The sequence below is a fragment of the Streptomyces sp. NPDC057424 genome (assembly GCF_042803315.1).
In the GTDB taxonomy this organism is placed as follows: Bacteria; Actinomycetota; Actinomycetes; order Streptomycetales; family Streptomycetaceae; genus Streptomyces.
In genome coordinates this window covers 11623-36384 of record NZ_JBHVCP010000028.1, presented here as the reverse complement: position 1 = coordinate 36384, position 24762 = coordinate 11623, and the positions used below count along the sequence as shown (strand labels likewise).

Here is a 24762-nt window from a genome sequence, read left to right as displayed (position 1 = left end):
ACCACGTGCAGTGGTGGCGGCCTCCTCGCACCCGGTCAGACCTCGCCGCGCCAGGCGCCCGTCTCCGCCCCACGGGTCTCCATGAACTCCTTGAACCGCTTCAGGTCACCGGAGACCTGCCGCTTCACGAAGCCGAGCTTGTCGCCCACGGTCTCGGCCACGCCACTGGGCTCGAAGTCCATCTGCAGCATGACCTTGGTCGTGTCGTCCTGGACGCGGTGGAAGGTCACCACACCGGCCTGTCGCGCCTCGCCGTCCACGGTGGTCCAGGCGACGCGCTCGTCCGGGACCTGCTCGGTGATCTCCGCGTCGAACTCCCGTGCCTGTCCGCCGACCTTCGTCACCCAGTGCGTGAGGGTGTCGGTGCGCTGCTCGATGCGCTCGACGCCGTCCATGAACTGGGGGAAGGACTCGAACTGCGTCCACTGGTTGTACGCGGTGTGCACCGGCACGCGGACCTCGATGGATTCCTCTACCTGCGACAAGGCGATGCCTCCCTTTCTGGTACGTGAGCGACGGACGGGTACCAGATCTCGCGCCGCTCACTCATCGTCGTCGGAAGTCGTCCGACCAGGTGTCTTTTCCGTCTTCGCTGGTACCCGGCCGATAACTACGGACCCGGAGGTGATCGCCATGGCGGACACGCACCGCACGGCCCCCGCCGCTCCCCGCGCGGGGAGCGCGCCGGCGGCCGGGGAAGAGCCGGTGGGCGAGCTGGTGCAACGGGCCACCGAGCAACTGACCGACCTGGTGCGCGGCGAGATGCGCCTCGCCCAGGCGGAGATGGCCGAGAAGGGCAAACGCTTCGGGAAAGGCGGCGGACTGTTCGGCGGAGCCGGCGTACTCGGTTTCGTCACCCTGCAGGCCTTGGTCGCCACGGCGATCGCCGCCCTGGCCGTACCGCTGCCGGTATGGGCGGCGGCGCTGATCGTCACAGGCGTACTGGCCGTCGCCACGGGCCTGACGGCGCTGGCCGGCCGCAAGCAGGTACGCAGCGCCACCCCGCCCGCCCCGCAGCAGACCATCGACAGCGTGAAGGCCGACGTGGCCGAGATCAAGGAGAGTGCACAGCGATGACCCAGCCCCCGCACGACGAGCCGACCGCCCGCAGCCAGGAGGAACTGCGCGCGCAGGTCGAGCAGACCCGCCACGAACTCGGCGACACCGTCCAGGCACTGGCGGACCGGACCGACGTCAAGACCCGCGCCCGTGAGAAGGCCGTCGCGGTCAGGGAGCAGGCCGGAGCCAAGGCCCAGGCGTGGAACGGGCAGGCCAGGGCCAAGGCCGCGCACGTCGCCCACACCGTGGAGGAGAAGCTGCCCGAGCCGGTGAAGCAGAAGGGCGCCGCCGCCGCTCAGGGCGCGAAGGAGAAGGCCGCACAGGCCGAGCAGGTCTGGCAGGACAAGGCTCCGCAGCAGGTGCGCGACCACCGGGCCGCCCTGCTGGCGGGCGCCGGTGCCGTCCTCGTGGCCTGCCTGCTGATCCGCCGTCGCGGCAAGCGCTGAGCGACAGGCGACACCCGGCCCCCGTCGCCGCTTGCGGTGGCGGGGGCTCAGGCGGCAAGGTCAGGGCTGTGGCCACCTTGCTGATCGTCCATCACACGCCCTCGCCCCACTGCCAGGCGATGTTCGAAGCCGTCGTCTCCGGGGCGACGGACCCCGAGATCGAGGACGTCCGGGTCGTCCGCGTGCCCGCGCTGTCCGCCACCGCCTCCGACGTCCTCGCCGCCGACGGCTTCCTCCTCGGCACCCCCGCGAACCTCGGCTACATGTCCGGGGCCCTCAAGCACTTCTTCGACCAGGTCTACTACCCGTGCCTGGACGCCACCCGCGGTCGCCCCTTCGGCTACTGGGTGCACGGGGGCAACGACGTCACCGGCGCGGTGCGCGGGATCGAGTCGGTGACGACGGGCCTCGGCTGGCGCCGTACCGCCGAGGCCGTGACCGTGACCGGCGAGCCGGACAAGGGCGACCTCGAGCGGTGCTGGGAACTGGGTGCGACGGTCGCCGCCGGTCTGGTGGGCTGAACCGCCCGGGCGGTCAGGTCCCTTCCATCCGCCGCCGGTCCTGCTCGTCCCACGCCCGGGTGTCACGCGGCTGGGTGTACGGCTCGGCCTCGGGCGGATGCCCACCGGCGATGGCCCGCTGCCGCACCGTTTCCGCGTCGAACTCCAGACCCAGCAGGATCGCCAGGTTGGTGATCCACAGCCACACCAGGAAGACGATGACACCGGCCATCGTGCCGTAGGTCTTGTTGTACGAGGCGAAGTTGGCCACGTAGAAGGCGAAACCGGCGGACGCCACCAGCCAGATCAGCAGGGCCAGCAGACTGCCCGGGGTGAGCCAGCGGAACCCCTTGACCTTGGCGTTCGGAGTCGCCCAGTACAGGATCGCGATCATGATCGTGACCAGCAGCACCAGAACGGGCCACTTCGCGATCGACCACACGGTCAGCGCGGTGTCGCCGATCCCCAGGGCCGTCCCGACCTGCTGGGCCAGCGGGCCCGTGAAGACCACGATCAGCGCGCTGATCACGGCCAGCACCATCAGCACGACCGTCACGGCCACCCGCACCGGCAGCAGCTTCCACACCGGCCGGCCCTCGGGCATGTCGTAGACGGCGTTGGCCGAGCGGATGAACGCTCCCACGTAGCCGGACGCCGACCACACGGCCAGGACCAGGCCGACGATCGCCATCAGCGAGCCGATGCCGGCGTTCCCCTGCAACTGCTCGACGGCCCGGGTGATGATGTCGCGGGCCGAGCCGGGGGCCAGCTGCTGGACGTTCTCGAGCACCTTGTCCGTGGTCGACTTGCCGGTGAGACCCAGCATCGAGACCAGCACCAGCAGCGCGGGGAACAGCGCCAGCACGCCGTAGTAGGTCAGCGCGGCCGCCCGGTCGGTCAGCTCGTCGTCCTTGAACTCCCGCAGGCTGCCCTTCAGCACCGCGCCCCACGACTTCCGGGGCAGCTGGGACGGCGTGTCCGGCGCCGCACGCTCCACCTCGGGGCCCGGACCCGGCTCCTCGGAAGCGGGGCCGGGAGCCTCACGGCGCTCCGGCTCGGACCCTGGACGTGGGTCCTCGGGAGCAGGAGCCTCGGTCTCGCGGTGTTCTTTTCGTCCGGGAATATGCAGCTTCACCATGTGAGCCGGGTAACCCCTGGCCGTGGCCTTAAGCCACGCTCGCCGGGGGAGCCGCGGAACGGCTCACTCCCGCAGGCCGGGCCCCGCTCCCGGAGAGCCTCCGGCAGCACCCGCGCGGCCTTCCGCCCGGCCCCGTGCAGCGCCAGGAGCTCCGCCGCGGAGCGCTCGGCCATCTGCTCCAGCGTCCTCAGGCCGGTGCCGTGCAGAGCCCGGACGGCGGGCTTGCCGAGCCCGGCGGGCAGCTCCCCGCCGGGCTCGCCGACCGCTGCCTCCGCCGTGCCGAGCGACGCGGCGGGGCGCTTCGGTGCGCGCCTGAACCAGGACGCCCGCACCAAGGCGTTCAGCTTCTCCGCGAGCGGGACACGGCACCCGGCCGGGGCCCCTCCGCGCACCAGACGCTCGCCGGGGGGATGTGCGGACAGGGCCGCCGCCGTCTCCTTCGACGGCAGGAACAACTGCGTCAGGCCGTCCTTCGTCACCTCGGCGAAGGCTTGCCCCGCACGGAGAAGGCGACCGTCGCGGAGCGGCTGCCCTCCTCGGTGTCCGGCAGGGCGAGTGCGCCCGTGCGCAGCCGTTTCACGGTGGTCATGGGCGGAGCGTCGCACAACGTCGCAGGGGGGTTGAGGGAGCGCTTCCACTGTGTGCACGATGCCGACATGACCACGTCGCCGGCCATCCGCCCGTACCGCCCCGAGGACCGTCCCGCCCTCGACGACATCTGTATCCGCACCGCGTACCACGGCGAGGACAGCCGCCCGCACTTCGCGGACCCGGGCATCTTCCCGGCGACCTTCGCGGCGCCGTACGTCCATCTGGAACCGGAACTGGCCTTCGTGCTGGACGACGGGCGGGGGCAGGCGGCCGGCTACATCCTCGGCGTGGCCGACACCCCGCGCTTCGCCGAGGCCTTCCGCACCACGTGGCTCCCCCTGGTCGCCGGCCGCCACCCGGAACCGCCCCGGCCGCCGCGCACCCCGGACGAGGCGATAGCGGCCCTGCTGCACCACCCCGAGCGGATGGTGCTGCCCGAACTGGCCGCCCACCCCGCGCATCTGCACATCGACCTGCTGCCCGCATGGCAGGGCCGCGGCCACGGACGCCGCCTGATGCGGACGCTCCTGCAGGCCCTCCAGGGCAGGGGAGTACCGGCCGTCCACCTGGCCATGGCGACCGCCAACACCCGAGCCAGGGTCTTCTACGACCGCATGGGCTTCGAGGAGATCGAGGTGTCCGAGCCGGGTGCGACCACCTACCTCGGACGCACCACGGAGGAACTCGACCGGCTCTGACGGCCCGGCCGTCGAACGCATCGAACGCGCCAGGAGGCGAGGAAGTGGCGCAATCACGCGTTGCCGACGCGTGTCATCGGGCGCAGCCTGTGCGGTGCGGGAGCGCTCCCACACGCACCCGAACTCCCCACCGGCAAACACCGAAACCTGATCGAAAGCAGAGCCGCAGGCACGACAACCCCCACACCGAAAGAAGGAGATCATGAATTGTCATGGTCATGATCGAGCAGTCCGCGGCCTCAGGTACCGCCTGACGCTCGCCCTGAGCATGCTGGTCGCCGCGCTGCTCAGCCTGATCCCGTGGAGCGGCACCGCCGTCGCCCACGGCTCGGTCGTCGACCCGGCCTCCCGCAACTACGGCTGCTGGCTGCGCTGGGGGAGCGACTTCCAGAACCCGGAGATGGCCCGTCTCGACCCCATGTGCTGGCAGTCGTGGCAGGACAACCCCAACGCCATGTGGAACTGGAACGGCCTGTACCGCAACGGCTCCGGAGGTAACTTCCAGGCCGTCGTCCCCGACGGCCAGCTGTGCAGCGGCGGCCGGACCGAGGGCGGCCGGTACAACTCCCTCGACACGGTCGGCGCCTGGAGGACGACGGACATCACCGGCACCTTCACGGTGAAACTCCACGACCAGGCCAGTCACGGCGCCGACTACTTCCTCGTGTACGTCACGCGGCAGGGCTTCGACCCCACCACCCAACCGCTGACCTGGAACGACCTCCAGCTCGTCACGCGCACCGGCAGGTACGCGCCCAGCCAGAACTACGAGATTCCCGTGAGCACTTCGGGACTGAGCGGCCGGCACGTCGTGTACACGATCTGGCAGGCCTCGCACATGGACCAGACCTACTTCCTGTGCAGTGACGTGAACTTCCGCTGACCTGCGCCTCCCCGCCGGACGCCGTGTCCGGCGGGGCCCGGGCCGGCCCGGGCTTCATGAGAGTTCTCCGAAAGTTTTCGAGGTGAGTGAACACGCCGGTGCTCCCGTACGTATGGGGCGAGGGGATTTTCATGCCCGGCACGCCACAAGCGCAGGAGAGCACCCTTGGGACGCAACACGCGAAGACGCCCTACAGGCCCACGACGCGCGACCTTCGCCGCATTCGCACTGATCCTGGGCGGAGGCGGCCTGATGGCCGCGAACGTCTACGCCTCCGCCACGGACGGCGGTTCGGGCGGTGACTCCGCCCAGACGCGGTCCGGCACGGGGGTCCGGACCGCGGGCGCAACGATCGACTGCCCGGACGCCGGCAGCGAACTGACCTCGGTCCCCGAGCAGGCGCGAGGGGAGGTCGACAAGGAACTCGCCCTCCTGGACCAGCAGATCGCCAAGGCCTATCAGCAGCTGAGCGAATCGGCACAGCAGATGCAGCAGGACCCCGGCTTCGCCGGCAACGCGATCGTGAACCCCCTGAAGGAGAAGCGGGCCGCGACCCTCGAACGCATCGCGATCGCCATCGACCGCGTGGGAGAACGCCCCGAAGGGCTGGAGGCCCTCGCCGCCTGCACCGTGGAGGACGGCAACCAGGCCCCGGCGCAGGGCGACGGCCAGGACGGCGGCGCCGAGCAGCCCGGTCAGGAGCAGGGCCAGGACGGCCAGGAGCAGGGGAACGGCCAGGGGCAGGGCGCCAATGGCGGACAGGCGGGCAACGGCCCCGTCGCCGCCGACTTCGCGGACATCAAGAGCGTCCAGCCGAACGTGAACAGCCCCCGCCAGGAGGGCAACGCCTCCCGCGGCTCCTTCGCCACCAGTTGCGGCGTGAACGAGAACGGCCTGTTCAACTCCGACAACATCATCGTCGCCCCTGGCGTCACCAACGGGGCCCACCACTTCCACGACTACGTCGGCAACCAGGCCAACGACGCCTTCGCCAGCGACCAGGACCTCGCCAAGGCCGGGACCAGCTGCGACGACCAGGGCGACAAGTCCTCCTACTACTGGCCCGTGCTGCGCCTGCAGAACGGCACCGAGGAGCAGGACGCCAAGTCGCCCGGCGGCGGCATCGAGGGCAACGCCGGCGAGATCGTGACGCCGAAGCAGGTCACGCTGAACTTCGTGGGCAACCCGCGCGAGAAGGTCACGGCCATGCCGCGGCTGCTGCGCATCATCACCGGCGACGCCAAGTCGTTCGTCAACGGTCCCGCCAACGCCAACGCCTCCTGGAGTTGCACGGGCTTCGAGGACCGGCAGCTGAAGGACAAGTACCCCCTGTGCCCGCAGGGCAGCGACGTCGTACGGACCTTCAAGTTCCAGAGCTGCTGGGACGGCCGCAACATCGACAGCGCCAACCACCGCACCCATGTGTCGTTCGCGGACGCCGCCGGCACCTGCCCGTCCGGTTTCCGCCCCATCCCGCAGCTGGTCCAGCGCATCGTCTACGACATCGACGCGCCCAGCCTTGAGGACGGCGGCCGGACGACACCGCTGTTCGCGGTCGACTCCTTCCCGGAGCAGCTGCACAAGCCGGTCACGGACCACGGCGACTTCATCAACATCTTCGACGAGGATCTGATGGGCGAGATGGTCGACTGCATCAACGACGGCCGCACGTGCGGCGCCGGAGCGGACGGCGGGCAGGACCCGGCACCGGGCGAGGAGCCCCAGGAGGAGCCGACCAGGACGCCGGAGGCCCCGCAGGAGGAGCCGACGCAAACCCCGGAGGCCCCGCAGGAGGAGCCGACCAAGACGCCCGGCACCCCGCAGAGTGGGAACACCGGGGGCAAGCCCGGTGACAAGGGCGACGGCGGTGACGACGGCAAGGGCGAGGCTTCGAAGCCCCCGGCGGACAAGCCGGCACCCGAACAGGAGCCCGGAGCCGCGTCCACGGCTCCCGGCAACGCCCGGCCCGAGGTGAAGGCGACGGCCTCAGCCGACGGCGGCAACGCCGCTGAGCAGGGCGGCGGTTCGCAGAACGGCAACGACGAGGACACGGACGGCCTCGGCGGGTCCCAGGCCGTCGGCACGTCGACCAGTGCCGCGCCGACCCCGTCGGTCCCGTCCCGGACCGAGCCGCAGGCGGTCGGTGAGGGCGGCCTGGCCGACACCGGCGCCCAGCTCTGGCCGGCCGCGGCCGGCGCAGTCCTGGTCATCGCGGGCTTTGTCGTCCTGCGCCGGGTGAGGCGCGGCTAGAAGTCAGGCCCGGATGTGAGCTGCGAACGGCGGCGGGATCCCACCGGATCCGGCCGCCGTTCCGCATGTCCGGCCGAGGACGTACCCCGCCACCCTTCGACGACGGCCGAAGTACCCACCCTCTAGCGTGACCCCATGAACCTCACCTGGAACGGCACACACGGCGGAGCGGCAGCGTGACCCCGTGGGACATGGCCGCCGTGCTCGCCGCCGGCACAGGTGCCGGGGCCGTCAACGCCGTCGTCGGCTCGGGGACACTGATCACCTTTCCGGTACTGCTGGCGACCGGGCTGCCCCCGGTCACCGCCACGGTGTCGAACGGGCTGGGCCTGGTCCCCGGTTCCATCACCGCGGCCGTCGGCTACCGCGAGGAACTGCGCGGCCAGAGCCGGCGCGTCCTGCTGCTCGGCATCGGTGCCGTGCTGGGCGGCCTCGCGGGGGCCGTGCTGCTGCTGACCCTGCCCGCGTCGGCGTTCGAACGGATCGTGCCGGTCCTGGTGGGTCTCGCCCTCGTCCTGGTCGCCTGCCAGCCCTGGATCGCGAAGAGAGTGCGCCGCCGTCGCGAGGCGGGCAGCAGCCCCGTCCGCCGTGACGGCGGCCCGCTGCTGTTCGCCGGGCTGACGCTGGCCAGCGTCTACGGCGGCTACTTCTCCGCCGCGCAGGGGATCATCTACGTCTCCCTGATGGGCATGTTGCTCGACGAGACGCTCCAGCGGCTCAACGCCGTGAAGAACGTGCTGGCGGCCGTCGTCAACACCGTCGCCGCCCTGCTGTTCCTGTTCTTCGCCCACTTCGACTGGACGGCCGTCGTGCTCATCGCCGCCGGATCAGCGCTCGGCGGCCTGATCGGAGCCAGAACGGGCCGCCGCTTCAGCCCCGCCGTCCTGCGGGCCCTGATCGTGTCGGTCGGCGCCGTCGCCCTCGTCCACCTGGTGCTCAACTGATCCGGCCACCCTTCGGCGACGGAGGGCTGGTTCGTCCCGGCGGGTACGCGGGGCGCCCGGGAGGAGGGCCGCCGGTCCTCCCGTCCCGGGCTGCCGGTGGAGATCAACGGCGGCGCCGCTGGTCCCCCTGCTCGTCGGTTCCCTCGGTTTCGATGCGTTCCTTGCGGACCTCGCCGCTGACGGTCTCCTCCTCCGTGACCTCTTCCGTGGTCAGGCGGACCCGCTCCTTGGGGACTGCCCTGGTCTCCACCACGGCCTCTTCCTCGTAGAGGGTGACGTCGTGCTCCGCCTCGCTGATGTCCGGGCCGGCCATCGCCTTGTCCCGGTTGGTGTCGCTGATCGGCTCGCGCTCGACGCGGACCTCTTCATGGCGTACGGGGACGGTGTGCTGCTCCTCTTCGGTCACGACGTACTTGCGCAACCGCGCCCGGCCGGCCTCGCGGCGTGCGACACCGACGTGCATCTCCTCCTCGGACCGCGTCATCGCGTCGTCGGTGGTGCCTGTGGTGCCTGTGGTGCCTGTGGTGCCTGTGGCCTGGCCGGTGCCGGCGGAAGCGCCCTGCCAGGCGGCGTCCCAGTTGATGCCGTAGTACTGGTACAGGCGCTCCTCCTCCTGCTCGGACAGGTGGCCGCCGGCGTCTATGTCGACGTTGGGCGCGTCCTTGACCTGGTCCTTGGCGTACGGCACCTCGAGGTGGTCCTCGACGAGGGCCGCGTCATGGATGGGCACGAAGGACTCGCTGGTGCCGAACAGGCCGGTCCGTACACTGACCCACTCGGGCTCGCCGGTGACGTCGTCGAAGAAGATGTGCCTGGCATCGCCGATCTTGTCGCCCCTGGCGTCATGGACCGGGTGGTCCAGCACGGTGGGAATCTGCTCTCGAGTGATCATTGTGTAACTCCCAGAATTCTTGATGAGGAACCGGACCGCCCGCGGCGACGGCATACGCCGTCCACCACCGTGCTCGGCGCGGCCGACCGGGTGCCGGGGGCTCGCCGCCGGTACCTCGTGCTCCGGCGTCCGCCCCTGCGCACTCTCCTCGATTAACCACACTTACCAGGTCAAAACAGTACGAATAGGAATTTTCGGACTGGGGATTCGGGGTGAGGTGCGGAGCCGTCGCAAACAGCCGAGGCCGCGCGGGAGTTGGGGGCAGACCTCAGGAAGACGCCGAACGCGCCCCCGCCTGTGCTCCCTCCGCGTCGATGTGTGGCAGCACCCGGTCCAGCCACCGCGGCATCCACCAGGCGTGCCGCCCGAGCAGCGTCATGACGGCCGGCACCATGAGCAGCCGTACGACGGTCGCGTCGATGAGCACGCTGACGGCCAGCCCCAGTCCGAGCATCTTGACCACGATGTTGTCGCTGACGATGAATGCCGCGAAGACGCTCACCATGATCAGCGCGGCACAGGTGATGACCCGGGCGGTGATCTCCAGGGCGTGGGCCACGGAGGCCTTTGCGTCCCCGGTGCGCAGCCACGCCTCGTGGACGCGGGAGAGAAGGAAGATCTCGTAGTCCATGCTGAGGCCGAAGATGATGGCGAACATCATCATCGGCACATAGCTCTCGATCGGCACCGTGCCGTTGACGCCGAGCGCGGGACCGCCCCAGCCCCACTGGAACACCGCGACGACCACCCCGTACGAGGCGGCGATCGACAGGACGTTCAGGACGGCCGCCTTGACGGCGACGAGCAGCCCCCGGAACACGGCCAGGATGATCAGGAACGCCAGGCCGACCACGACGAGGATGATCACGGCCAGCCGGGAGGCGACGATGTCGCGGAAGTCGACCTGGGCCGCCGTCGTACCGGTGACATAGCCCTTGGCGTCCGTGCCCTCGACCGCGTCCGGCAGCGTGTCGTCGACCAGACGGTTGCTCAGGTCCGTGGTCGTGGCGCTCTGCGGCGACTGGGTCGAGTACACGGTGCCGATCAGGACGTCGCCGTCCTGCGTGGGCGTCAGGGGGGTGACGACGGCCGCCCCCTGGACCGAGCCGAGCGTCTGCTGGGCCTTCGAGGCCAGATCGGCACGCTGCGAGCCGGGCACGTTCGTCTGGTCGATGACGACGGTGAGCGGTCCGTTGGACCCGGGCCCGAACGCGTCGGTCATCAGGTCGTAGGCCCGTCGGTCGGTGAAGGACGTCGGATCGGCCCCGTCGCCGATGTGCCCGAGCTGGAGGGAGAACACGGGGATCGCGAGCACCGCGACCACGGCGACACCCGCCGACAGGAACCACAGCGGTTTGCGCTCCACCCGCTGCGCGTACCGGTGCCAGGTGCCCTGCGGCGTCCCGCCCGCCTCGATGTCGGTCTCCGCGACGGGGTGGCGCACCCGGTAGCGGTCGATGTGCCGGCCGACGAGCCCGAGCAGTGCCGGGACCAGGGTGAGCGCGCCGACGACGGCCGAGACGACGGTGACCGCGGCGGCGACCCCGAGCAGGCTGATGAAGCCGACCCCGGAGGCCGACAGGCCCGCCAGCGCGATGATCACCGTGCAGCCGGAGACGAGGACGGCGTGACCGCTGGTGGCCGCGGCCTGCCCGGCGGCCCGCACGGGGTCCGCCCCGTCGATGAGGTTCTGCCGGTGCCGGGTGATCATGAACAGGGCGTAGTCGATCCCGACACCGAGCCCGATCATGGTGGCCAGGGTCGGGGAGACCGTCGCGAAGGTGAACGCGACGGCCAGCAGCCCGAGAATCGCGAGGCCGCCGACGACGCTGATCAGCGCGGTGAGCAGCGGGACGACGGCGGCGATGACACTCCCGAACCCGATCAGCAGCACGATGACGGCCACGCCGAACCCGATCAGCTCGCTCACCCGGTCGTCGGCGCCCGGCCGGGCGAGCTCGCCGAGCGGCCCGCCGTACTCGACCTCCGCGCCGGCCGACCGCAGCGACTGCACGGCGCTGTCGACCCCGTTGAGATAGTCGTCGCCCAGCGTCGAGGGCTGCTGGTCGAAACGGACGGTGATGTACGCCGTCTTCTGGTCGTCGGACAGCGGCCCGACGTTCTGCTGCTGCGACTGCCCCGAGGACGACCCCTGCGCGGACAGCGGGTTCTGGGCCGACAGGACGTGCGGCAGCTTCTCCAGGTCGGCGACCGCGGTCGAGATCTGGGAACTCAGCCCGGTCAGGGGCTGCCGGCCGTCGTGCAGCACGATCTGGCTGCTGTAGCCGCCGGCCTGCGGATCGTGCGCCTTCAGCACGTCCAGGCCCTTCTGGGACTGTGCCTGGGGCAGGGAGAAGTTGTCGGAGTACTCCCCGCCGAACGCCCGGCTGACGACCTGCAGCGCCACCAGCGCCACCAGCCAGGCGACGATGACGATCACGAAATGGCGTGCGCACCACTCGCCCAGCCGCCGCAGCACACTCCCGCGCGCGGCCTTCTGATCCCCTTCACCGGTGCGGCTGTGCGGCATGGACGTCGTCTCCTGGGTCGCCGGCAGGTTCGGTGGCGTCCATTAGATGTGCGCGGGATCACTCCGGCATTTCAGGCACGCGGACTCCGCGGGACTCCGGGCGCCCGTTCCCTCGAAAGGCCCGCCCGTGAGCGCCGCTAGCGCCGCACGCGCCTCAGTGCTCCCGATCCAAGGGCCACACCGAGTCCCACCAGCGCGCTGCCCGCCGCCTGCGAGAGTCCGTAGGAGCCCGTGCCGACGAGCGGCGCGGTGCAGGCGCCGCTACCGGGATGAGGCCGGAGAAGAGGGTGGCGCGTTCCGCGCCGATCCGCTGCATGCCCATGTACCAGCACACGAAGCCGACCACCGTGACCACCACCGCCTGCCACAGCAGCGCGGCCGTCTCGACGGTGTCCGGTCGCCGCAGCCACGCGCCCCCGTCGACCAGCAGCCCGACCGCGGCCGACTCCAGCACGGCGATCGCGCACACCGTGGCGGACAGCAGCCGGGGACCGAGCGGCCGCGGCACGGGGACGGCGAGTACGGCGAATCCGACCTCGCCGGCCAGGGCGCAGACGGAGTAGGCGACGCCCGTACTGTCCGCGCGCCCCCAGCCCTGGACCGTGAAGGCGCCGACGGCCACGAGCAACGCCCCGTACAGCACTGCCCGTTGGGGCCTGCGCCCGTCCAGGAGGGGCACGAGGCGACGGCCACCGGCGCGCAGCCCACGAACACGCCGGGCACCGCCGGTTCCGCCGTGCGCTCGGTGGCGATGACGGCCAGGTCGAAACCGACCATGCCGATCGCCGCGAGCAGGGCGAGGTGGCCCCACTGGCGGGGTGCCAGGTCCGCACCCGGCCGGCAGCGCCGTTCCCCGCCGCCGGGGCCAGCAGCAGGCAGGCCAGCCCGTAGCGCAGGAACTGGCCGCCCGCGTACGGGTAGTCGCCCAGGACGCTGTTTGCGGTGAAGGACCCTTTGGCGAGGATGCAGGCGAGCGCGGCGAGCAGGGCCCCGCGCGTGGTGGTGGCGTTCATGCCGGCGACGCCAGGCAGCCGGACGGCCCGGGAGGAGGTCCACTTTCACGCGCGCTTCACGGACCAATCCCTCCCGGGCCGGTGGCGGTCAGCCGAGGTGACAGCTGTCGCCGTCCAGGAAGGCGTCGAGATGCGTCACCTCGTCACCGCCCTGCGCCGGCTGCCTCGCCCTCCGCAGGGCCCTCCTGCGGATGTTGCGGAAGCTCGTGGCGCCGCCGCCGTCGCCGTGCATGACGATGGCGTCGTGGGCGGCGAACCGGCCCAGCACGCGCAGCCCGTCGTCACGCGCGGCCAGTCGCCGGGAAAGCCGGGGTCGAGCCCGTCGTGCGAGTCGGAGCCACCCCGGGACGCAAGGGGCCGCGACGTCGAGCGCGACATCGCCCTGAGCGATGTCCGGACGCTCGCGGACGACCGGCTGGCTCCCTCGCCGATACCGGTGGCGGCGCGAACTCCACGGTTGATCGACGCGATGGGAACCATGAGCCCCTCTCACACGTCCACTCTTTGCCCACCAAGGGCCGAACGGTCGGGCCGACCAGCCGGAGAGGGGAATCGCCGTGGACGAGGCGACGTCGCAGCAGGGGAGCGAGGCGGAGGGCGCCGCCCGCCGGGCCCGCTTCGGGGCACTGCCGGAGCCGGTACGCGTGGAGGACATGGTCGAGGAGCGGGCGGCCAGCGTGCCCGACCCGGCGCGCACCGCCTACAACCAGGACGAATGGCTGGTGCGCTACTGCCTGTGAGGCGTCCCGCCGGGCAGGGACGCCAGGAGGCGCTCGTCGCGCCCTGGTCGCGCAGCCACCGCACGATGTCGTCGGCGTCCTGGGCGCGGGCGATGTCGAGCGGGGCCGAGCCGTCGTGGCCGCACCGGTCGGGGTCGGCGCTGCGCGGTGGAGGTACTGCACGGTGGGCAGGTCCCGCCGTGGCAGGCGCCCCAGAACGCGCTGGTGATCTCGTCCGGTGACGGCGTCTCGTCCGCTTCGACGAAGCCCCGGAACCCGTCGGGCAGGCCCGGCGCGGCGTCGTCCTGGAACGTGACGCGGGCGCCGTCCCCGACGAGCCGGTGCGCGGCGCGCCACTGCCCGACTACCCGGGGGTCGGTGAGCGGGGTACCACCGCCGATCACCGCCCCGGGCGCCTCGATGTCCGCCCCGGCCGCGAGGAGGGCGTCCAGGACGCGCGCATCGTCGCCGCCGGCGGCCCGGTGCAGTGGCGTCGCCGGGTGCGCACCGTCGAAGCGGGCCCGGGGATCGGTCCCGGCGGCGACGAGGGCGGCGACCACCGGCGTCCCCGACCGTCCGCACGACACGGCCGGACCGCCGTCCGGGGCAGCCCTGCGGCCACGCCCGCGGGGCCGCACGTTCAGTGTCAGAACGGGCACCCGTCCGAACGACATGCCCGCACGCTCCACCAGGCGTAGCGTCCGGGTAGGAGCGGGAGGACACCATGCCCGTGAGCGACGAGCACTCCGGCGGCGCCGGATCGCCGGACAACGCCCTGGGGACGGCCCTGGCCGACACCGTGCGCGGTACCGGCGCATCGATCGGCGGCCTCTACCTCATCGAGGAGGCGGAGCCGGTGCTGCGCCTGGTGGCCCTGTGCGGTCTGCCGGTGGCCTTCGCCGCCCCCTGGCAGCGGCTGCCCCTGACCGCACCGGTCCCGGTCGCCGACGCGATCCACGACGACGCGCTGGTCAGCGTCGCCTGCCAGGACGAGATGGCCCGGCGCTACCCCCGCGCAGCCGCCGTCCTGCCGTACCCGTTCGCCCTGGCCGCCGTCCCGCTGACCGGCGTACGGCGCGCCTGGGGCGGCCTCGTGCTGATGTGGCCCGCGAGCCGGCCGCGCCGGCTCACGCCCCGCGAACGCGGCCACCTCATCTCCAGCGCCCGCCGGATGGCCCGCCTCCTCGACGACGCCGCCCGGCCGCCGTCCCTGCCCGACCTGCCGCGCGTCGTCCCCGTCGACGCCACACGTCACCCCGCGCAGACCGGCCTGGCCGCCGCCGACTACCTCGAACGCCTCCCCGACGGCGCCCTGGCCCTCGACCTGGAGGGCCGCGTCACCTTCGTCACCGCCACCGCGGCCCGCCTGCTCGGCCGCGGCGCCGACCGGCTGCTGGGCACCCGGCCCTGGCAGTCCCTGCCCTGGCTCGACGACCCCGCCTACGAGGACCACTACCGCACGGCGCTCGTCAGCCGCGCCCCCGTCTCCTTCACCGCGCGCCGCCCACCGGACCAGCCGCTGACCTTCCAGCTCTACCCCGACACCAGCGGCATCAGCGTCCGCGTCCTGCCGAGCGGGGAGCAGGCCGAGGACCCGCCGCCCGCCGGCGCGCGGCCACCCGTCGCGGAACCGACGGGACGCCTCTACCAGCTCGTGCACCTGGCCGCCGCGCTCACCGAGGCGGTGACCGTGCGCGACCTCGTCACGCTGATCGCCCACCAGATCCTGCCCGCCTTCGGCGCCCAGGGCCTGGTGCTGTCCGGCGTCGATGCCGGACGGCTGAAGATCACCGGCTACCACGGTTACCCGGCCGACGTCATGGAGCAGCTCGACGCCCTGTCGCTGGACACCGACCTCACCCCCGCCGGCCAGGTCCTCGCCAGCGGTACCCCCGCCTTCTTCGCCGACCCCGCCGAACTGGCCGCCAGCTACCCCAGAGCACCCCGGATCAGCGGCAAACAGGCCTGGGCGTTCCTCCCCCTGATCATCTCCGGACGGCCCGTCGGCTGCTGCATCCTGTCCTACACCCAGCCGCACACCTTCACGGCCGACGAACGCGCCGTCCTCACCTCACTGTCCGGCCTGATCGCCCAGGCCCTCGACCGCGCCCGGCTCTACGACACCAAGCACCGGCTCGTGCACGAACTGCAGCGCGCCCTGCTGCCCCGGGCCCTGCCGCGACTGCCCGGCCTCGACGTCGCCGCCCGCTACCTGCCCGCCGGCCACGGCACCGAGGTCGGCGGAGACTTCTTCGACGTCCTGCGCCTGAACGACACGACGGCGGCCGCCGTCATCGGCGACGTGGAAGGCCACAGCGTCGCCGCCGCCGCACTGATGGGCCAGGTCCGCACCGCCATCCACGCCCACGCCACCGCCGGCGCCGCACCCGGCGAGGTCCTCGCGCGCACCAACCGGCTCCTGGCCGACCTCGACTCCGAACTGCTCGTCTCCTGCCTCTACGTCCACCTCGACCTGAGCCGCCGCCAGGCGTCCCTCGCCAGCGCGGGACATGTTCCGCCGCTCCTGCGCCACGCCCGGCACCCCGCCGGGGTCCTCGACGTCGAGCCGGGCCCGCTGCTGGGCATCGACACCGGCGCCCACTACCCGGTCACCACCGTGCCCCTGCTTCCCGGCACGACCCTCGCCCTCTACACCGACGGCCTGGTCGAACTCCCCGGCACCGACGTCACCCGCACCACGAGCGACCTCGCCGGGCAGCTGGACACCGCCGACGGGCACGACCTGGAACGGCTCATCGACCGGCTCGTCCGCCACACCACACCCACCGGACAGCACACCGACGACATCGCGGTGCTCCTCCTGCGCGCCACGCGCCCTCCGGACGGTCAGACCTGACCGGACGGCTCGGCCCGGACCCGCCGGGCCACGTCGCTCAGCTTGAGGTTGTGGTCCTGGGAGATGCGCCGCAGCACACCGAAGGCCTCGTCCTCGCCCAGCTGATGGCGCTCCATCAGGATCCCCATGGCCTCACCGATGGCGTGCCGCGTCTCCAGGGCGTGCTCGAGCTGGTCGACGGTACGGGCCGTGGACAGGGCGACGGCGGCGTGCGAGGCGAGCAGCCAGCCCGCCGACTCGACGTCCTTGCCGAACGCCCCGGCACGGCGCGAGTAGAGATTCAGCGCGCCGAAGTCCTCCTCGTCGGTGTAGAGCAGTACGCCGGTCATGCTGCCGATGCCGAGGTCGCGAGCCGCCTGGCTGTACCGCGGCCAGGACGGCTGCGGCCGGGTCATGTCGGCGATCCGGAACAGCCGCTCACCGTCCACCCGGCGCGCGGCGTCGAAGCACGGCCCCTCGCCGAGCTCGCCCTGCAGCCGGTCCGACTCCGCGACGATGTCGCCGCACACGGCCAGCGTCACGGCCCGGCCCTTCGAGACCGTCAGGATCCCCGCCGCGTCACACCCCTCGACCAGCTTCACCGCGGACTCCGCGATCGCGTCCAGCGTCGCCTGGACCGAGTCCTGCGCGACCAGATCCCGGGCCAGCAGCGCCATCTGCTCGGCGTACCGCTGCCACTCCACCGCCACCACCGCCTCGCTCGCCGGTCCCGCCCACGGTACTCCGCGCCGCTTCGCACGGCCGTTCGCCCGATCAGCCGGCCGTCCGGGCAGGATGCCCTGAGCCGAGCGCCGCGCTCACCGGTACGCCGTCAGCAGCAGCGCCACGTCGTCCGGCCGCTCCCGGGCCCGCCGGGCCGTCCTCACCAGCCGGTCGGCGAGATACTCCACCGAGTCCGCCGGGGTCTCGGACAGCCGGTGGCGGACCGCGTCGATGCCCGTCTCGATGTCGCTGCCGGGCCGCTCCACCAACCCGTCGGTGTACAGGGCGAGAACGCTGCCGGGAGCCAGGGTGAGGGCGGTGACGGGGTACACCGAGGCGGGCTGCACGCCCAGCATGACGCCGCCCACGAGATCCAGCGTCTCGGCCCGCCCGTCGGGGTGGCGCAGCAGCGGCGGGGGATGGCCGGCCCGTACGGCGAGGGCCCGTCCCGTACCCGGGTCGAGTTCGATGTAGCAGCAGGTGGCGCAGACGTCCGACTCCAGCTCGGTCAGCAGCCGGTTGGTGTGCGTGATGACCTCCTGCGGCGGTCGCTCGCTCGCGGCGAAGGCGTGCACCGCACTGCGCAGCTGTCCCATCACCGCGGCGGCGCCGACACTGTGCCCCTCGACGTCCCCGATGACCAGGGCCACCCCACGCCCCGTGGTGATCACGTCGTACCAGTCGCCGCCGATCGCCATGCCCTGCGTACCGGGCAGGTAGCGGCCGGTCGTGCGCAGGCCCTCGACGGCGGGCAGCCGGTGCGGCAGCAGCCCTTCCTGGAGGCCACGGGCGACGGCGGACTCCGAGTCGTAGAGCCGTGCCCGCTCCATGGCCTGGGCGGTCAGGCCGCTCAGCGCGGTGAGGGCCGAGCGCTCGTCGGGTGTGAACCGGTGCGGGGCCTCCCAGCCGAGGATGCAGGAGCCGACGGAGCGGCCGGAGGCGATCAGCGGCAGGAACGACCAGGCGTTCATGCGGTCCAGGGTGATGCCCGGATAGGCGAGGGAGAGGTCCTCGGGCGACTCGAAGAACAGGGGGAGCCGCGTGGTCAGCGCGTGGACGCCGGGCAGTTGCGTGTCGAGGGTGACGCCCTCGAAGGGTGTGAGGAAGCCCTCCGGGTATCCCGACTCCCACAGCAGGTACATCCGGCCCTCGCGGACGGTGTACAGCGCCAGCTCCCGGGCGCCGAAGGCGGGCAGCAACTGCTCGGACACCGCCCGGCAGACGTCCTGGACGGTGACCGCCTCGGTGAGCACGCTCGCCATCTGCACCACGTGGTACAGCGCCCCGGCCCGCGCGGCGGCGACCGGCCCCGGCGGAGGTGCGACGGCCGTGTGGCCGGGCTCGTCGGCGGAACCGGCCTCCGTCCCCGCCTCGGTCCCGGTGGGCGGCCCGGTCGGAGAGACCCGGCCGGTCAGCCCGTGCACGTCCGGGTACAGCACGAAGCTCAGCCAGTTCCCGTCGGGATGCCGGACGAGGAAGGACACCTGCTCCTGCGACAGCATCGCCGCCCGGTAGCGGTCCTCGTACGCGGGATCCCGGAGCCAGGTGATCACCTCCCACGGATAGCGGCCGAAGAGCTCTTCCCGCCCGGAGCCCAGCAGTTCCTCGCAGCGGCGGTTGGCATACGTCAGGCGGCCGTCCTGGTCCAGGGAGAAGATCCCGTCGGGCAGCCGCTCGGCCGCTTCGGCCGCGGTGAGTCCGCCGGCCGCGTCGACGAGGGCGCCCACCAGGATCCGTCCGGAGCCGGCGCCGCCGTGCACGACATGACCCCACAGTTCGGCCGGCCGGTAGCTGGTCCTCCCCTCGCCCAGAGACTCGTCCCGCACCCGGAAGTGCCGGGACCTGACCCGGCCGTCGGCCAGCGCGTCGTGCCGGCTTTCCCGCAGTTCGTGCAGGTCGTCGGGGCTGACACGGGCTTCGATGTCCGTGATGGTGCCGCCGAAGTCCGCCCGGTCGATGCCCAGGAGCGCGAGGGCCTCGTCGTCCGCCGTGCACCGGTCGCTGTCCAGGTCCCAGTCGATGAGCCCGACCCGGACCGGACGGGCGGCGGAGGTGGGCAGCCGCACGCTGATCGGCTCGCCGTCGTACTCGACCCGGCGGGCGGCGGAGCCCGCCCCGGACCGGCCCGGGTCGAGATGCTCTTCCATGGCCCGCTCGGCCGGACGCAGAGCGACATCCACCACCTCCGCGTCCATCGGCGCCCGCGTCGCCGAGCGCAGCACGACGAGGACGCCCACGGCCTCGCCGCCGGCCCGGACGGGCTGGTAGGCCGAGCCGAAGGAGTAGGGCAGCCCGGCGGTGAAGTGAGGGAAGCGCACCATGGTGGCGCGCTCGTCCGGCAGCCACAGCGTCGCGTCGCGCCGGTAGGCCTCCGCCATGGGCAGGGCACCGCCCACCGGCACCCGCCACCAGCTCTTGAGCAGGGAGCGGGGCACTCCGGCGACCATCGCGAGCACCAGCGAGCGCCGGTCGCGGGAGCGCAGGTAGACCAGTCCGCCGTAGCCGTCGAGGTCCCGTACCGCCTCCACCAGCGGGGCCGTCAGGGCATCCTCGATCCGGTCCCCGCTCGGGACCGGGCCGTCAGCCCCGTCCCGGCTCCGGCCGGCGGCTGACCGCGGCCCGTCCGGTACGGCGGCTGCCTCATCCATGTCGCGTCCTCCCGGTACGGACGCACCGGACACCAATCGCTCCCCACCAGGATGTGCCATCGTCGGCGGTCCGGCGCGGCAAGTGCAACCTTTCGGCCGGGCCGGCCGTCTCACCCGACATCAGCCACATGCAAGCCTCGGGGGCAGCAATGGTACGAATCAGAAGAGCATGCGCGACTCTCGCACTCGTGGGCGCCACGGTGGGTGTGGCGGCGGTCCCGGCCGGCGCCGCACCGGCCGCCACTCCGCGGTCCACCACACAGGCCACGACGTGTCCGACGGGCTGGGGAAGCCTCGCCGAGACCGACGCCGGCGCCACGGTCGCACCGATGACGAACGTCAGGACCGGCCGGCACACCTGCTTCGACCGGATGGTCATCGACATACCCGGTGCCGGCAGCGGCGTCGGCTACACGGTCCGGTACGTCGACCGGCTCCACCAGGACGGCTCCGGCCGCCACATCCCCGTGGCCGGCGGCGCCGTCCTCGAGGTGCGGGTGGCCGCGCCCGCGTACGACCCCGAGACCGGCGCGGCCACGTACCCCGGACGGGTGGCACGCCCGTTGCCGGGCGTGGACCTCACCGGCTACCGCACCTTCCGGGACACCCGGTTCGCCGGCAGCTTCGAGGGCGAGACCCAGATCGGTCTCGGCGTCCGTGCCCGGCTGCCCTTCCGGGTGCAGCAGCTGGACGACCGCGTCGTCGTGGACGTCGCCCACAGCTGGACCGCCACGGGCTGAACGGTCGGCGCCCGGCTCTCCGTGGCCGGGCGCCCGGGGCACGGTCCGTGAGGCCGGGGCCGGGTGGCCCGGCCTCAGCTGCCGCGCAGCCGGCCCACTTCCTCCAGTGCCCGTGCCGCCGCCCCGGCCAGACGGGGCCGGTTGCGGACGAAGCGACGGGCCGCCCGGGCGGGCTCCCGGCCCAGCCGGTGAGCGGCTCCCCCCGGTACCGCCCGTACCACCGCTCCTTCGTACACCCTGAGGTCACGCGTCTTGAGCGACTCCTTGTAGCGGGCCGGACCGCTTCCCAGATCGAGGGTCTCGATGCCGTCGGCCGCCGCGGCCTCCAGCATCTTCAACTGCAGCACGACACCGGGGGAGTACTTGGCGTACGCACGGTCGTACGCCGGGAACCACCAGGACAGCACCGTGCGCGAGCACAGCCCGAAGTGCGCGGCGACGGGCCGGTCGGCGGCGTACAGCACGGACAGCACCCCGCGGCACTCCGGCTCCTCGCTCGCCCCGAGCAGCCCCACCAGCCGGGTGATCCACTCCTGAGTGAACCGGTCCCGCCTGCCGGTCCGCCGGTACTGTGCCGACTTCCACTCCATCAGCGCCCGCAGCGCTCCGGGATCCCGGGCGTCGTGCACGAAGCGCACCTCGCCGACCTGCCGGACCAGCTTGCGCTCCTTGGCCAGGGTCTGTCTGAGGAAACCCGGTGACTGCGCCCGCAGCCGCCGGGTGTACGCCTCGAATCCCTCGCCGATGTCGACGACCGGGGAGGCGAGCTCCTCGGCCGCGTGCGGTACGAACACCCCTTGGCCGGCTTCGAGGTTGTCGAACTCCCAGGACGACAGCCCGCAGGCCCGTAACAACCGGCGGGCGTCCAGCCGGATCCCGGGACGCAACACGGCCCCCTGACTGTCCGACACCCCCAGCCCGATGGCCCGGCCCCGCCCCAGCACCCCGGCCTCGTACGGGAAGTACCCCACCGGGGAACCGTCGTCCTGCAGCACCGCCACCCTGGCCCCCGGCCTGACCCGCCCCACCGCCACGGTGAACGCCGGGTCGAGAAAGGGATTCGGCGGGGCGCCGGACTCCGTCCGGATCTCCCGCCACATCTTCCGGTCGTCCGGGCCGAGTTCGTCCGGCCTCAGAACGAGAACGCGCTTTCCAGGCAACTCTGCCTCCTGTGCCATCGACATGGGACACACGAAGGCCTGCACATCACCGCGTACCGGCACCGGACAGTTCCCGGGCCGCACGGCGCAGGCCCTTGGCGGTACTGCCGTCGCTCAGCAGCGGAACGTCTGCAACCGGGCGGCGCTCGGGGTGGATCCGGCCGCCCCCGGACATGGGCCCGCTCCCGCCGCACGCAGGTCCGCAGCACTCACGCCCGCCACGGCCGCCCCGGTCACCACCGGGCTCAAACCGGCAGCCCCGGCGGCCCGGGGTGTCCGCGCCGCGAGTTGCCGGACCGAGGGCTCCCCCTCGCACGGACACGGCTCTTCGGCCCGCGCGCTCGAAGCGGCGCCTGGCTCCATCGCGTCCACCGCCTCGGTGACCGCCACTGCCGAACGAGCGTCTCCCGCGAGCCCCGGAACGACGAGTTGCAGCAGCAGGCAGGCCACCAGGCCGCCCACCGCCGCTGCCCAACGTCGCCGCACCATCAGACCCCTGACCTGCGTTCCGGCGGGGGAGTACGGACTGGACTCGACCCCAGGGCCGGCACCGGACCAGACCCCCGACACGGCCGGCTGCGCCTTCCAGTAGGCCGAGCCCAGCTCCGCCCCGTCAAGCCCTGGTGTGACGATTCGTCCGACTCGGCCGGTTGCCGCCGGAATTCCAACGGAAAGCGCTGCCGTCCAGCGGGTGCTCAGCCGCCGACGCTCAGCACCTCACCCGGCTTCGGCGCCCGGACGTTCAGCGGTTCGTCGAAACCGCTGAACGACGTGGTGGTGCGCTGCGTGCCCACAGTTCCTGCTCGCCGGTGACGCCCGGCTTGTTCTTCCACTTCTGCAGGTAGGCCCGGTCCGGGCGGACGTAGTCGGTCGTGCCCGGACGGATCGGCTCCAGGGTGCCGCCACCGGACCAGATGGTTCTGGACCTGCACCGGCCGTCCAGCTCGGTCACGAGGTGGCTGGTGACCGAGCCGCTGCTCTTGGCGCGGTGGGTGATGCCGACGGTGACGGTGTCCAGCTTCCGCATCGTCGCGTCGGCCTCGTCGAGGATGTCGCCTGCGGATCCGTCCTCGCCGGTGCCGCCGGTACCGCACCCGGCCAGGACCGCGCTCGCCGGCAGGCACAGCGCGGTCGTCGTCACGGTAGCCATGGCCCGCACGGAGCCCTCCTGTTGTTCGTGACGGCCGATGATCAGCAGGGGAGCCCACCGGCTTGCCCCGGTATCAGATCTCGTGGACCAGCTCGATCGCCCTGCCGAGCGTGTCGAGCCGGTCGCCGAGGGCTTCTCCGGCCGGGTAGAGGCGGACCGTGTCCACCCCGGCGTCGCGCCAGACGCGCAGGCGCCGCCGCACCATCTCCTCCGTGCCGATGAGCGTGGTGGCCAGCACCATCTCGTCGGTGACGAGACCGGCCGCACCGTCCCGGTCGCCTGCCTGCCAGCGCTGACGGACCTCCGCCGCGATCTCGGCCCAGCCCTGCCGGCTGTAGGCCCGGTTGTAGAAGTTCGTCGACGCGGAACCCATGCCGCCCAGGCTGAAGGCGAGTTCCTTCTTCCGGCCCGCGACCATGGCGGCCAGTGCCTCCTCGTCCCGGGCGAACGCGACCTCGGCGCCCTGGCAGACGTCGAACCCGGCACGCCCACGGCCGGCGGCGGCCAGCCCCTCGTCCAGCGGAGCGAAGTAGGCCTCCGCCGCACCCTCGGGGACGAAGCTGGTGCCCAGCCAGCCGTCCGCGACCCGGCCCGTCAGCCGCAGCATGGCGGGCGACAGCGCGGCCAGGTAGACGGGGACGGGGTGCTCGGCGCGCAGGGACAGACGCATCGGCACCGACTCCCCGCCCGGCAGCGGAATGCCGAACTCCGAGCCCGAGTAGGAGATCTTGCCGCCCGCGACCACCTGCCGCACGATCTCCACCGTCTCGCGGACCCGCGCCAGGGGGCGGGCGAACGGCACCCCGTGCAAGCCCTCCATCACCTGCGGTCCGGACGGGCCGAGCCCCAGCAGGAACCGTCCTCCGGACAGGTTGGACAGGGTGATCGCCGTCTGCGCGAGGGCGACCGGAGTGCGCGTGCCGACCTGCATGACCCCGGAGCCGAGCAGCATCCGCTCCGTACGGGCCGCGTAGAAGCCCAGGGCGGACGGGGCGTCGGAGCCCCAGGCCTCGGCCACCCAGCAGACGTCGAGCCCCAGTTTCTCGGCCTCCACGACGAAGTCGGCCTGCCGGGGCCAGGAGCCCAGAGCCGCCGCCTCGACGGTCGTCGCCGCGCGCATCACGCCTCCGCCCGCTGCCTGATGTGTTCCAGCGTGGCGGTCATGCCCCGCTCGAACTCCCGCAGCCTCACGAACACGATCTTCTGCTCCTTCTCCGGCATGGCGTCGATCGCGAGCGACAGCCCCGAGCGCCCGGGCCCCATCCGCATCCACTGCGACAACCGGGTCCCGCCGTCCCTCGGCTCGAGCCCGAACCGCCAGAGGGCACTGGGCTCCGCCGGATCACCGACCGCCCAGGCGAACAGCCGCTCCGGATCGCACGCGACGACGGTCGAGGTCGTCTCCCACTCGCCGAACTGCTCATGCCTGCTCCGGCCGACGAACCGGGCCCCGACGGCCGGCCCGGCCGCACCCTCGGCCCACCGCGCCGACTGCAGTTCCTCGCTCATCTCCGGCATCCGCGTCACATCCGACACCAGCGCCCACACCCTCCCCGGCGGGGCGGCGACCCATGTCGTCACCTCGACCGTCGGCCGGTCCGCGTACCGCGCGCCCGTCCACTCCATCGCGTGCCGGCCTCCTCGTCGACAGGAACTGTGACCAATAGGGTTGCGTAATAAGACTCACCAGGTCAAGAGGGAGATGGTTCGGAGGAGAGGAGGGGGCGTGCCGAGGTGCCCCGGTGCGCGGAACCGCGCCCACGAGGCCGCGTACGCTACCGATGGCTCCGCCCCCAGGGCTCTTCACGTCTGACGTGCCCGGCGGCGGGGGAGCCATCCAGG

23 protein-coding genes and 2 pseudogenes are annotated in these 24762 nt (G+C 72.4%); 10 read left to right on the top strand and 15 right to left on the bottom strand.

Annotated elements, in window-relative coordinates:
- Positions 1-35 precede the first annotated feature (35 nt).
- Complete coding sequence (locus ACFU3E_RS22245) at positions 36-485, bottom strand: SRPBCC family protein (RefSeq protein WP_384160784.1); 450 nt, start codon at positions 483-485, stop codon at positions 36-38.
- A gap of 148 nt (positions 486-633) precedes the next feature.
- Between ACFU3E_RS22245 and ACFU3E_RS22240 the strand changes: the two genes are divergently transcribed.
- The 3 genes from ACFU3E_RS22240 (at position 634) to ACFU3E_RS22230 (ending at position 2026) form a co-directional block, all read left to right on the top strand.
- Positions 634-1077 (top strand): phage holin family protein, encoded by a 444-nt coding sequence (locus tag ACFU3E_RS22240; protein ID WP_384160781.1) that lies wholly within the window; start codon positions 634-636, stop codon positions 1075-1077.
- Positions 1074-1505: a DUF3618 domain-containing protein gene (locus ACFU3E_RS22235; RefSeq protein WP_384160778.1), complete on the top strand. Its 432-nt coding sequence runs from the start codon at positions 1074-1076 to the stop codon at positions 1503-1505. Before ACFU3E_RS22240 ends, ACFU3E_RS22235 begins: the two co-directional genes overlap by 4 nt.
- 68 nt (positions 1506-1573) lie before the next feature.
- Positions 1574-2026 carry a flavodoxin family protein gene (locus tag ACFU3E_RS22230; protein WP_384160775.1) on the top strand — a complete coding sequence of 151 codons (453 nt, stop codon included), beginning with the start codon at positions 1574-1576 and terminating at the stop codon, positions 2024-2026.
- A gap of 13 nt (positions 2027-2039) precedes the next feature.
- Here the strand turns inward: ACFU3E_RS22230 and ACFU3E_RS22225 are convergent, their stop codons facing one another.
- Together ACFU3E_RS22225 and ACFU3E_RS22220 are read right to left on the bottom strand one after the other, a co-directional pair.
- A complete protein-coding gene (locus ACFU3E_RS22225) occupies positions 2040-3140 on the bottom strand; it encodes a YihY/virulence factor BrkB family protein (protein WP_384160950.1) in 1101 nt (366 codons plus the stop codon).
- Positions 3137-3622 carry a hypothetical protein gene (locus tag ACFU3E_RS22220; RefSeq protein ID WP_384160772.1) on the bottom strand — a complete coding sequence of 162 codons (486 nt, stop codon included), beginning with the start codon at positions 3620-3622 and terminating at the stop codon, positions 3137-3139. Before ACFU3E_RS22220 ends, ACFU3E_RS22225 begins: the two co-directional genes overlap by 4 nt.
- Positions 3623-3799: 177 nt before the next feature.
- Between ACFU3E_RS22220 and ACFU3E_RS22215 the strand changes: the two genes are divergently transcribed.
- The 4 genes from ACFU3E_RS22215 to ACFU3E_RS22200 all read left to right on the top strand — a co-directional run bounded on the left by ACFU3E_RS22215 (position 3800) and on the right by ACFU3E_RS22200 (position 8509).
- Positions 3800-4432 (top strand): GNAT family N-acetyltransferase, encoded by a 633-nt coding sequence (locus ACFU3E_RS22215; RefSeq protein ID WP_384160769.1) that lies wholly within the window; start codon positions 3800-3802, stop codon positions 4430-4432.
- Positions 4433-4634: 202 nt separating this feature from the next.
- Positions 4635-5315, top strand: a complete 681-nt coding sequence (locus ACFU3E_RS22210; RefSeq protein WP_384160766.1) for a lytic polysaccharide monooxygenase — start codon at positions 4635-4637, stop codon at positions 5313-5315.
- A gap of 252 nt (positions 5316-5567) precedes the next feature.
- The gene (locus ACFU3E_RS22205) at positions 5568-7565 is read left to right on the top strand and encodes a DUF1996 domain-containing protein (RefSeq protein WP_384160763.1); all 1998 of its coding nucleotides are present in this window, start codon (positions 5568-5570) and stop codon (positions 7563-7565) included.
- Positions 7566-7756: 191 nt separating this feature from the next.
- Positions 7757-8509 carry a sulfite exporter TauE/SafE family protein gene (locus ACFU3E_RS22200; RefSeq protein ID WP_384160947.1) on the top strand — a complete coding sequence of 251 codons (753 nt, stop codon included), beginning with the start codon at positions 7757-7759 and terminating at the stop codon, positions 8507-8509.
- Between the two features lie 103 nt (positions 8510-8612).
- Here the strand turns inward: ACFU3E_RS22200 and ACFU3E_RS22195 are convergent, their stop codons facing one another.
- From ACFU3E_RS22195 to ACFU3E_RS22180, 4 genes and pseudogenes are all read right to left on the bottom strand, one after another.
- Positions 8613-9401, bottom strand: a complete 789-nt coding sequence (locus tag ACFU3E_RS22195; protein WP_384160760.1) for a YsnF/AvaK domain-containing protein — start codon at positions 9399-9401, stop codon at positions 8613-8615.
- 268 nt (positions 9402-9669) lie between these two features.
- Positions 9670-11931 carry an MMPL family transporter gene (locus ACFU3E_RS22190; RefSeq protein ID WP_384160757.1) on the bottom strand — a complete coding sequence of 754 codons (2262 nt, stop codon included), beginning with the start codon at positions 11929-11931 and terminating at the stop codon, positions 9670-9672.
- Positions 11932-12071: 140 nt separating this feature from the next.
- Positions 12072-12944, bottom strand: a pseudogene (locus tag ACFU3E_RS22185) (DMT family transporter); the annotation flags it as partial.
- Positions 12945-13056: 112 nt separating this feature from the next.
- A pseudogene (locus tag ACFU3E_RS22180) lies at positions 13057-13283 on the bottom strand (chitosanase); the annotation flags it as partial.
- Between the two features lie 218 nt (positions 13284-13501).
- On the opposite strand from ACFU3E_RS22180, the gene ACFU3E_RS22175 reads away from it, so the two are divergent.
- Positions 13502-13684, top strand: coding sequence for a hypothetical protein (locus tag ACFU3E_RS22175; RefSeq protein ID WP_102912459.1), 183 nt, complete (start codon positions 13502-13504; stop codon positions 13682-13684).
- Here the strand turns inward: ACFU3E_RS22175 and ACFU3E_RS22170 are convergent.
- Entirely contained in the window at positions 13672-14337 is a 666-nt protein-coding gene (locus ACFU3E_RS22170) for a hypothetical protein (protein ID WP_384160754.1), read from the bottom strand. The genes ACFU3E_RS22175 and ACFU3E_RS22170 overlap by 13 nt on opposite strands.
- 50 nt (positions 14338-14387) lie before the next feature.
- On the opposite strand from ACFU3E_RS22170, the gene ACFU3E_RS22165 reads away from it, so the two are divergent.
- A complete protein-coding gene (locus ACFU3E_RS22165; RefSeq protein ID WP_384160751.1) occupies positions 14388-16520 on the top strand; it encodes a SpoIIE family protein phosphatase in 2133 nt (710 codons plus the stop codon).
- On the opposite strand, the gene ACFU3E_RS22160 is transcribed toward ACFU3E_RS22165, so the two are convergent.
- Together ACFU3E_RS22160 and ACFU3E_RS22155 are read right to left on the bottom strand one after the other, a co-directional pair.
- Positions 16511-17176 carry an ANTAR domain-containing protein gene (locus ACFU3E_RS22160; RefSeq protein WP_384160944.1) on the bottom strand — a complete coding sequence of 222 codons (666 nt, stop codon included), beginning with the start codon at positions 17174-17176 and terminating at the stop codon, positions 16511-16513. The two genes, ACFU3E_RS22165 and ACFU3E_RS22160, sit on opposite strands and share 10 nt — an antisense overlap.
- A gap of 141 nt (positions 17177-17317) precedes the next feature.
- Positions 17318-19870 (bottom strand): SpoIIE family protein phosphatase, encoded by a 2553-nt coding sequence (locus ACFU3E_RS22155; protein ID WP_384160747.1) that lies wholly within the window; start codon positions 19868-19870, stop codon positions 17318-17320.
- 149 nt (positions 19871-20019) lie between these two features.
- On the opposite strand from ACFU3E_RS22155, the gene ACFU3E_RS22150 reads away from it, so the two are divergent.
- A complete protein-coding gene (locus ACFU3E_RS22150; protein ID WP_384160744.1) occupies positions 20020-20610 on the top strand; it encodes a hypothetical protein in 591 nt (196 codons plus the stop codon).
- A gap of 74 nt (positions 20611-20684) precedes the next feature.
- Here ACFU3E_RS22150 and ACFU3E_RS22145 read toward each other — a convergent pair whose 3' ends face one another.
- From ACFU3E_RS22145 to ACFU3E_RS22125, 5 genes are all read right to left on the bottom strand, one after another.
- Complete coding sequence (locus ACFU3E_RS22145) at positions 20685-21788, bottom strand: GNAT family N-acetyltransferase (protein WP_384160941.1); 1104 nt, start codon at positions 21786-21788, stop codon at positions 20685-20687.
- 28 nt (positions 21789-21816) lie between these two features.
- On the bottom strand, positions 21817-21945 hold the full coding sequence (locus ACFU3E_RS22140) for a hypothetical protein (RefSeq protein ID WP_384160741.1): 129 nt from the start codon (positions 21943-21945) through the stop codon (positions 21817-21819).
- Positions 21946-22512: 567 nt separating this feature from the next.
- Complete coding sequence (locus ACFU3E_RS22135; protein WP_384160738.1) at positions 22513-22920, bottom strand: hypothetical protein; 408 nt, start codon at positions 22918-22920, stop codon at positions 22513-22515.
- A gap of 73 nt (positions 22921-22993) precedes the next feature.
- On the bottom strand, positions 22994-24040 hold the full coding sequence (locus ACFU3E_RS22130; protein WP_384160735.1) for an LLM class flavin-dependent oxidoreductase: 1047 nt from the start codon (positions 24038-24040) through the stop codon (positions 22994-22996).
- On the bottom strand, positions 24040-24546 hold the full coding sequence (locus tag ACFU3E_RS22125) for an SRPBCC family protein (protein ID WP_384160732.1): 507 nt from the start codon (positions 24544-24546) through the stop codon (positions 24040-24042). Before ACFU3E_RS22125 ends, ACFU3E_RS22130 begins: the two co-directional genes overlap by 1 nt.
- Positions 24547-24762: the final 216 nt, after the last annotated feature.

Coding starts and splice junctions, on each gene's coding strand:
- ACFU3E_RS22240 (WP_384160781.1), top strand. CDS start 634: ATGGCGGACACGCACCGCACGGCCCCCGCCGCTCCCCGCGCGGGGAGC.
- ACFU3E_RS22235 (WP_384160778.1), top strand. CDS start 1,074: ATGACCCAGCCCCCGCACGACGAGCCGACCGCCCGCAGCCAGGAGGAA.
- ACFU3E_RS22215 (WP_384160769.1), top strand. CDS start 3,800: ATGACCACGTCGCCGGCCATCCGCCCGTACCGCCCCGAGGACCGTCCC.
- ACFU3E_RS22210 (WP_384160766.1), top strand. CDS start 4,635: ATGAATTGTCATGGTCATGATCGAGCAGTCCGCGGCCTCAGGTACCGC.
- ACFU3E_RS22205 (WP_384160763.1), top strand. CDS start 5,568: ATGGCCGCGAACGTCTACGCCTCCGCCACGGACGGCGGTTCGGGCGGT.
- ACFU3E_RS22200 (WP_384160947.1), top strand. CDS start 7,757: ATGGCCGCCGTGCTCGCCGCCGGCACAGGTGCCGGGGCCGTCAACGCC.
- ACFU3E_RS22195 (WP_384160760.1), bottom strand. CDS start 9,401: ATGATCACTCGAGAGCAGATTCCCACCGTGCTGGACCACCCGGTCCAT.
- ACFU3E_RS22190 (WP_384160757.1), bottom strand. CDS start 11,931: ATGCCGCACAGCCGCACCGGTGAAGGGGATCAGAAGGCCGCGCGCGGG.
- ACFU3E_RS22170 (WP_384160754.1), bottom strand. CDS start 14,337: ATGTCGTTCGGACGGGTGCCCGTTCTGACACTGAACGTGCGGCCCCGC.
- ACFU3E_RS22165 (WP_384160751.1), top strand. CDS start 14,388: ATGCCCGTGAGCGACGAGCACTCCGGCGGCGCCGGATCGCCGGACAAC.
- ACFU3E_RS22160 (WP_384160944.1), bottom strand. CDS start 17,176: ATGGCGCTGCTGGCCCGGGATCTGGTCGCGCAGGACTCGGTCCAGGCG.
- ACFU3E_RS22155 (WP_384160747.1), bottom strand. CDS start 19,870: ATGGATGAGGCAGCCGCCGTACCGGACGGGCCGCGGTCAGCCGCCGGC.
- ACFU3E_RS22150 (WP_384160744.1), top strand. CDS start 20,020: ATGGTACGAATCAGAAGAGCATGCGCGACTCTCGCACTCGTGGGCGCC.
- ACFU3E_RS22145 (WP_384160941.1), bottom strand. CDS start 21,788: ATGGCACAGGAGGCAGAGTTGCCTGGAAAGCGCGTTCTCGTTCTGAGG.
- ACFU3E_RS22140 (WP_384160741.1), bottom strand. CDS start 21,945: ATGTCCGGGGGCGGCCGGATCCACCCCGAGCGCCGCCCGGTTGCAGAC.
- ACFU3E_RS22135 (WP_384160738.1), bottom strand. CDS start 22,920: ATGGCTACCGTGACGACGACCGCGCTGTGCCTGCCGGCGAGCGCGGTC.
- ACFU3E_RS22130 (WP_384160735.1), bottom strand. CDS start 24,040: ATGCGCGCGGCGACGACCGTCGAGGCGGCGGCTCTGGGCTCCTGGCCC.
- ACFU3E_RS22125 (WP_384160732.1), bottom strand. CDS start 24,546: ATGGAGTGGACGGGCGCGCGGTACGCGGACCGGCCGACGGTCGAGGTG.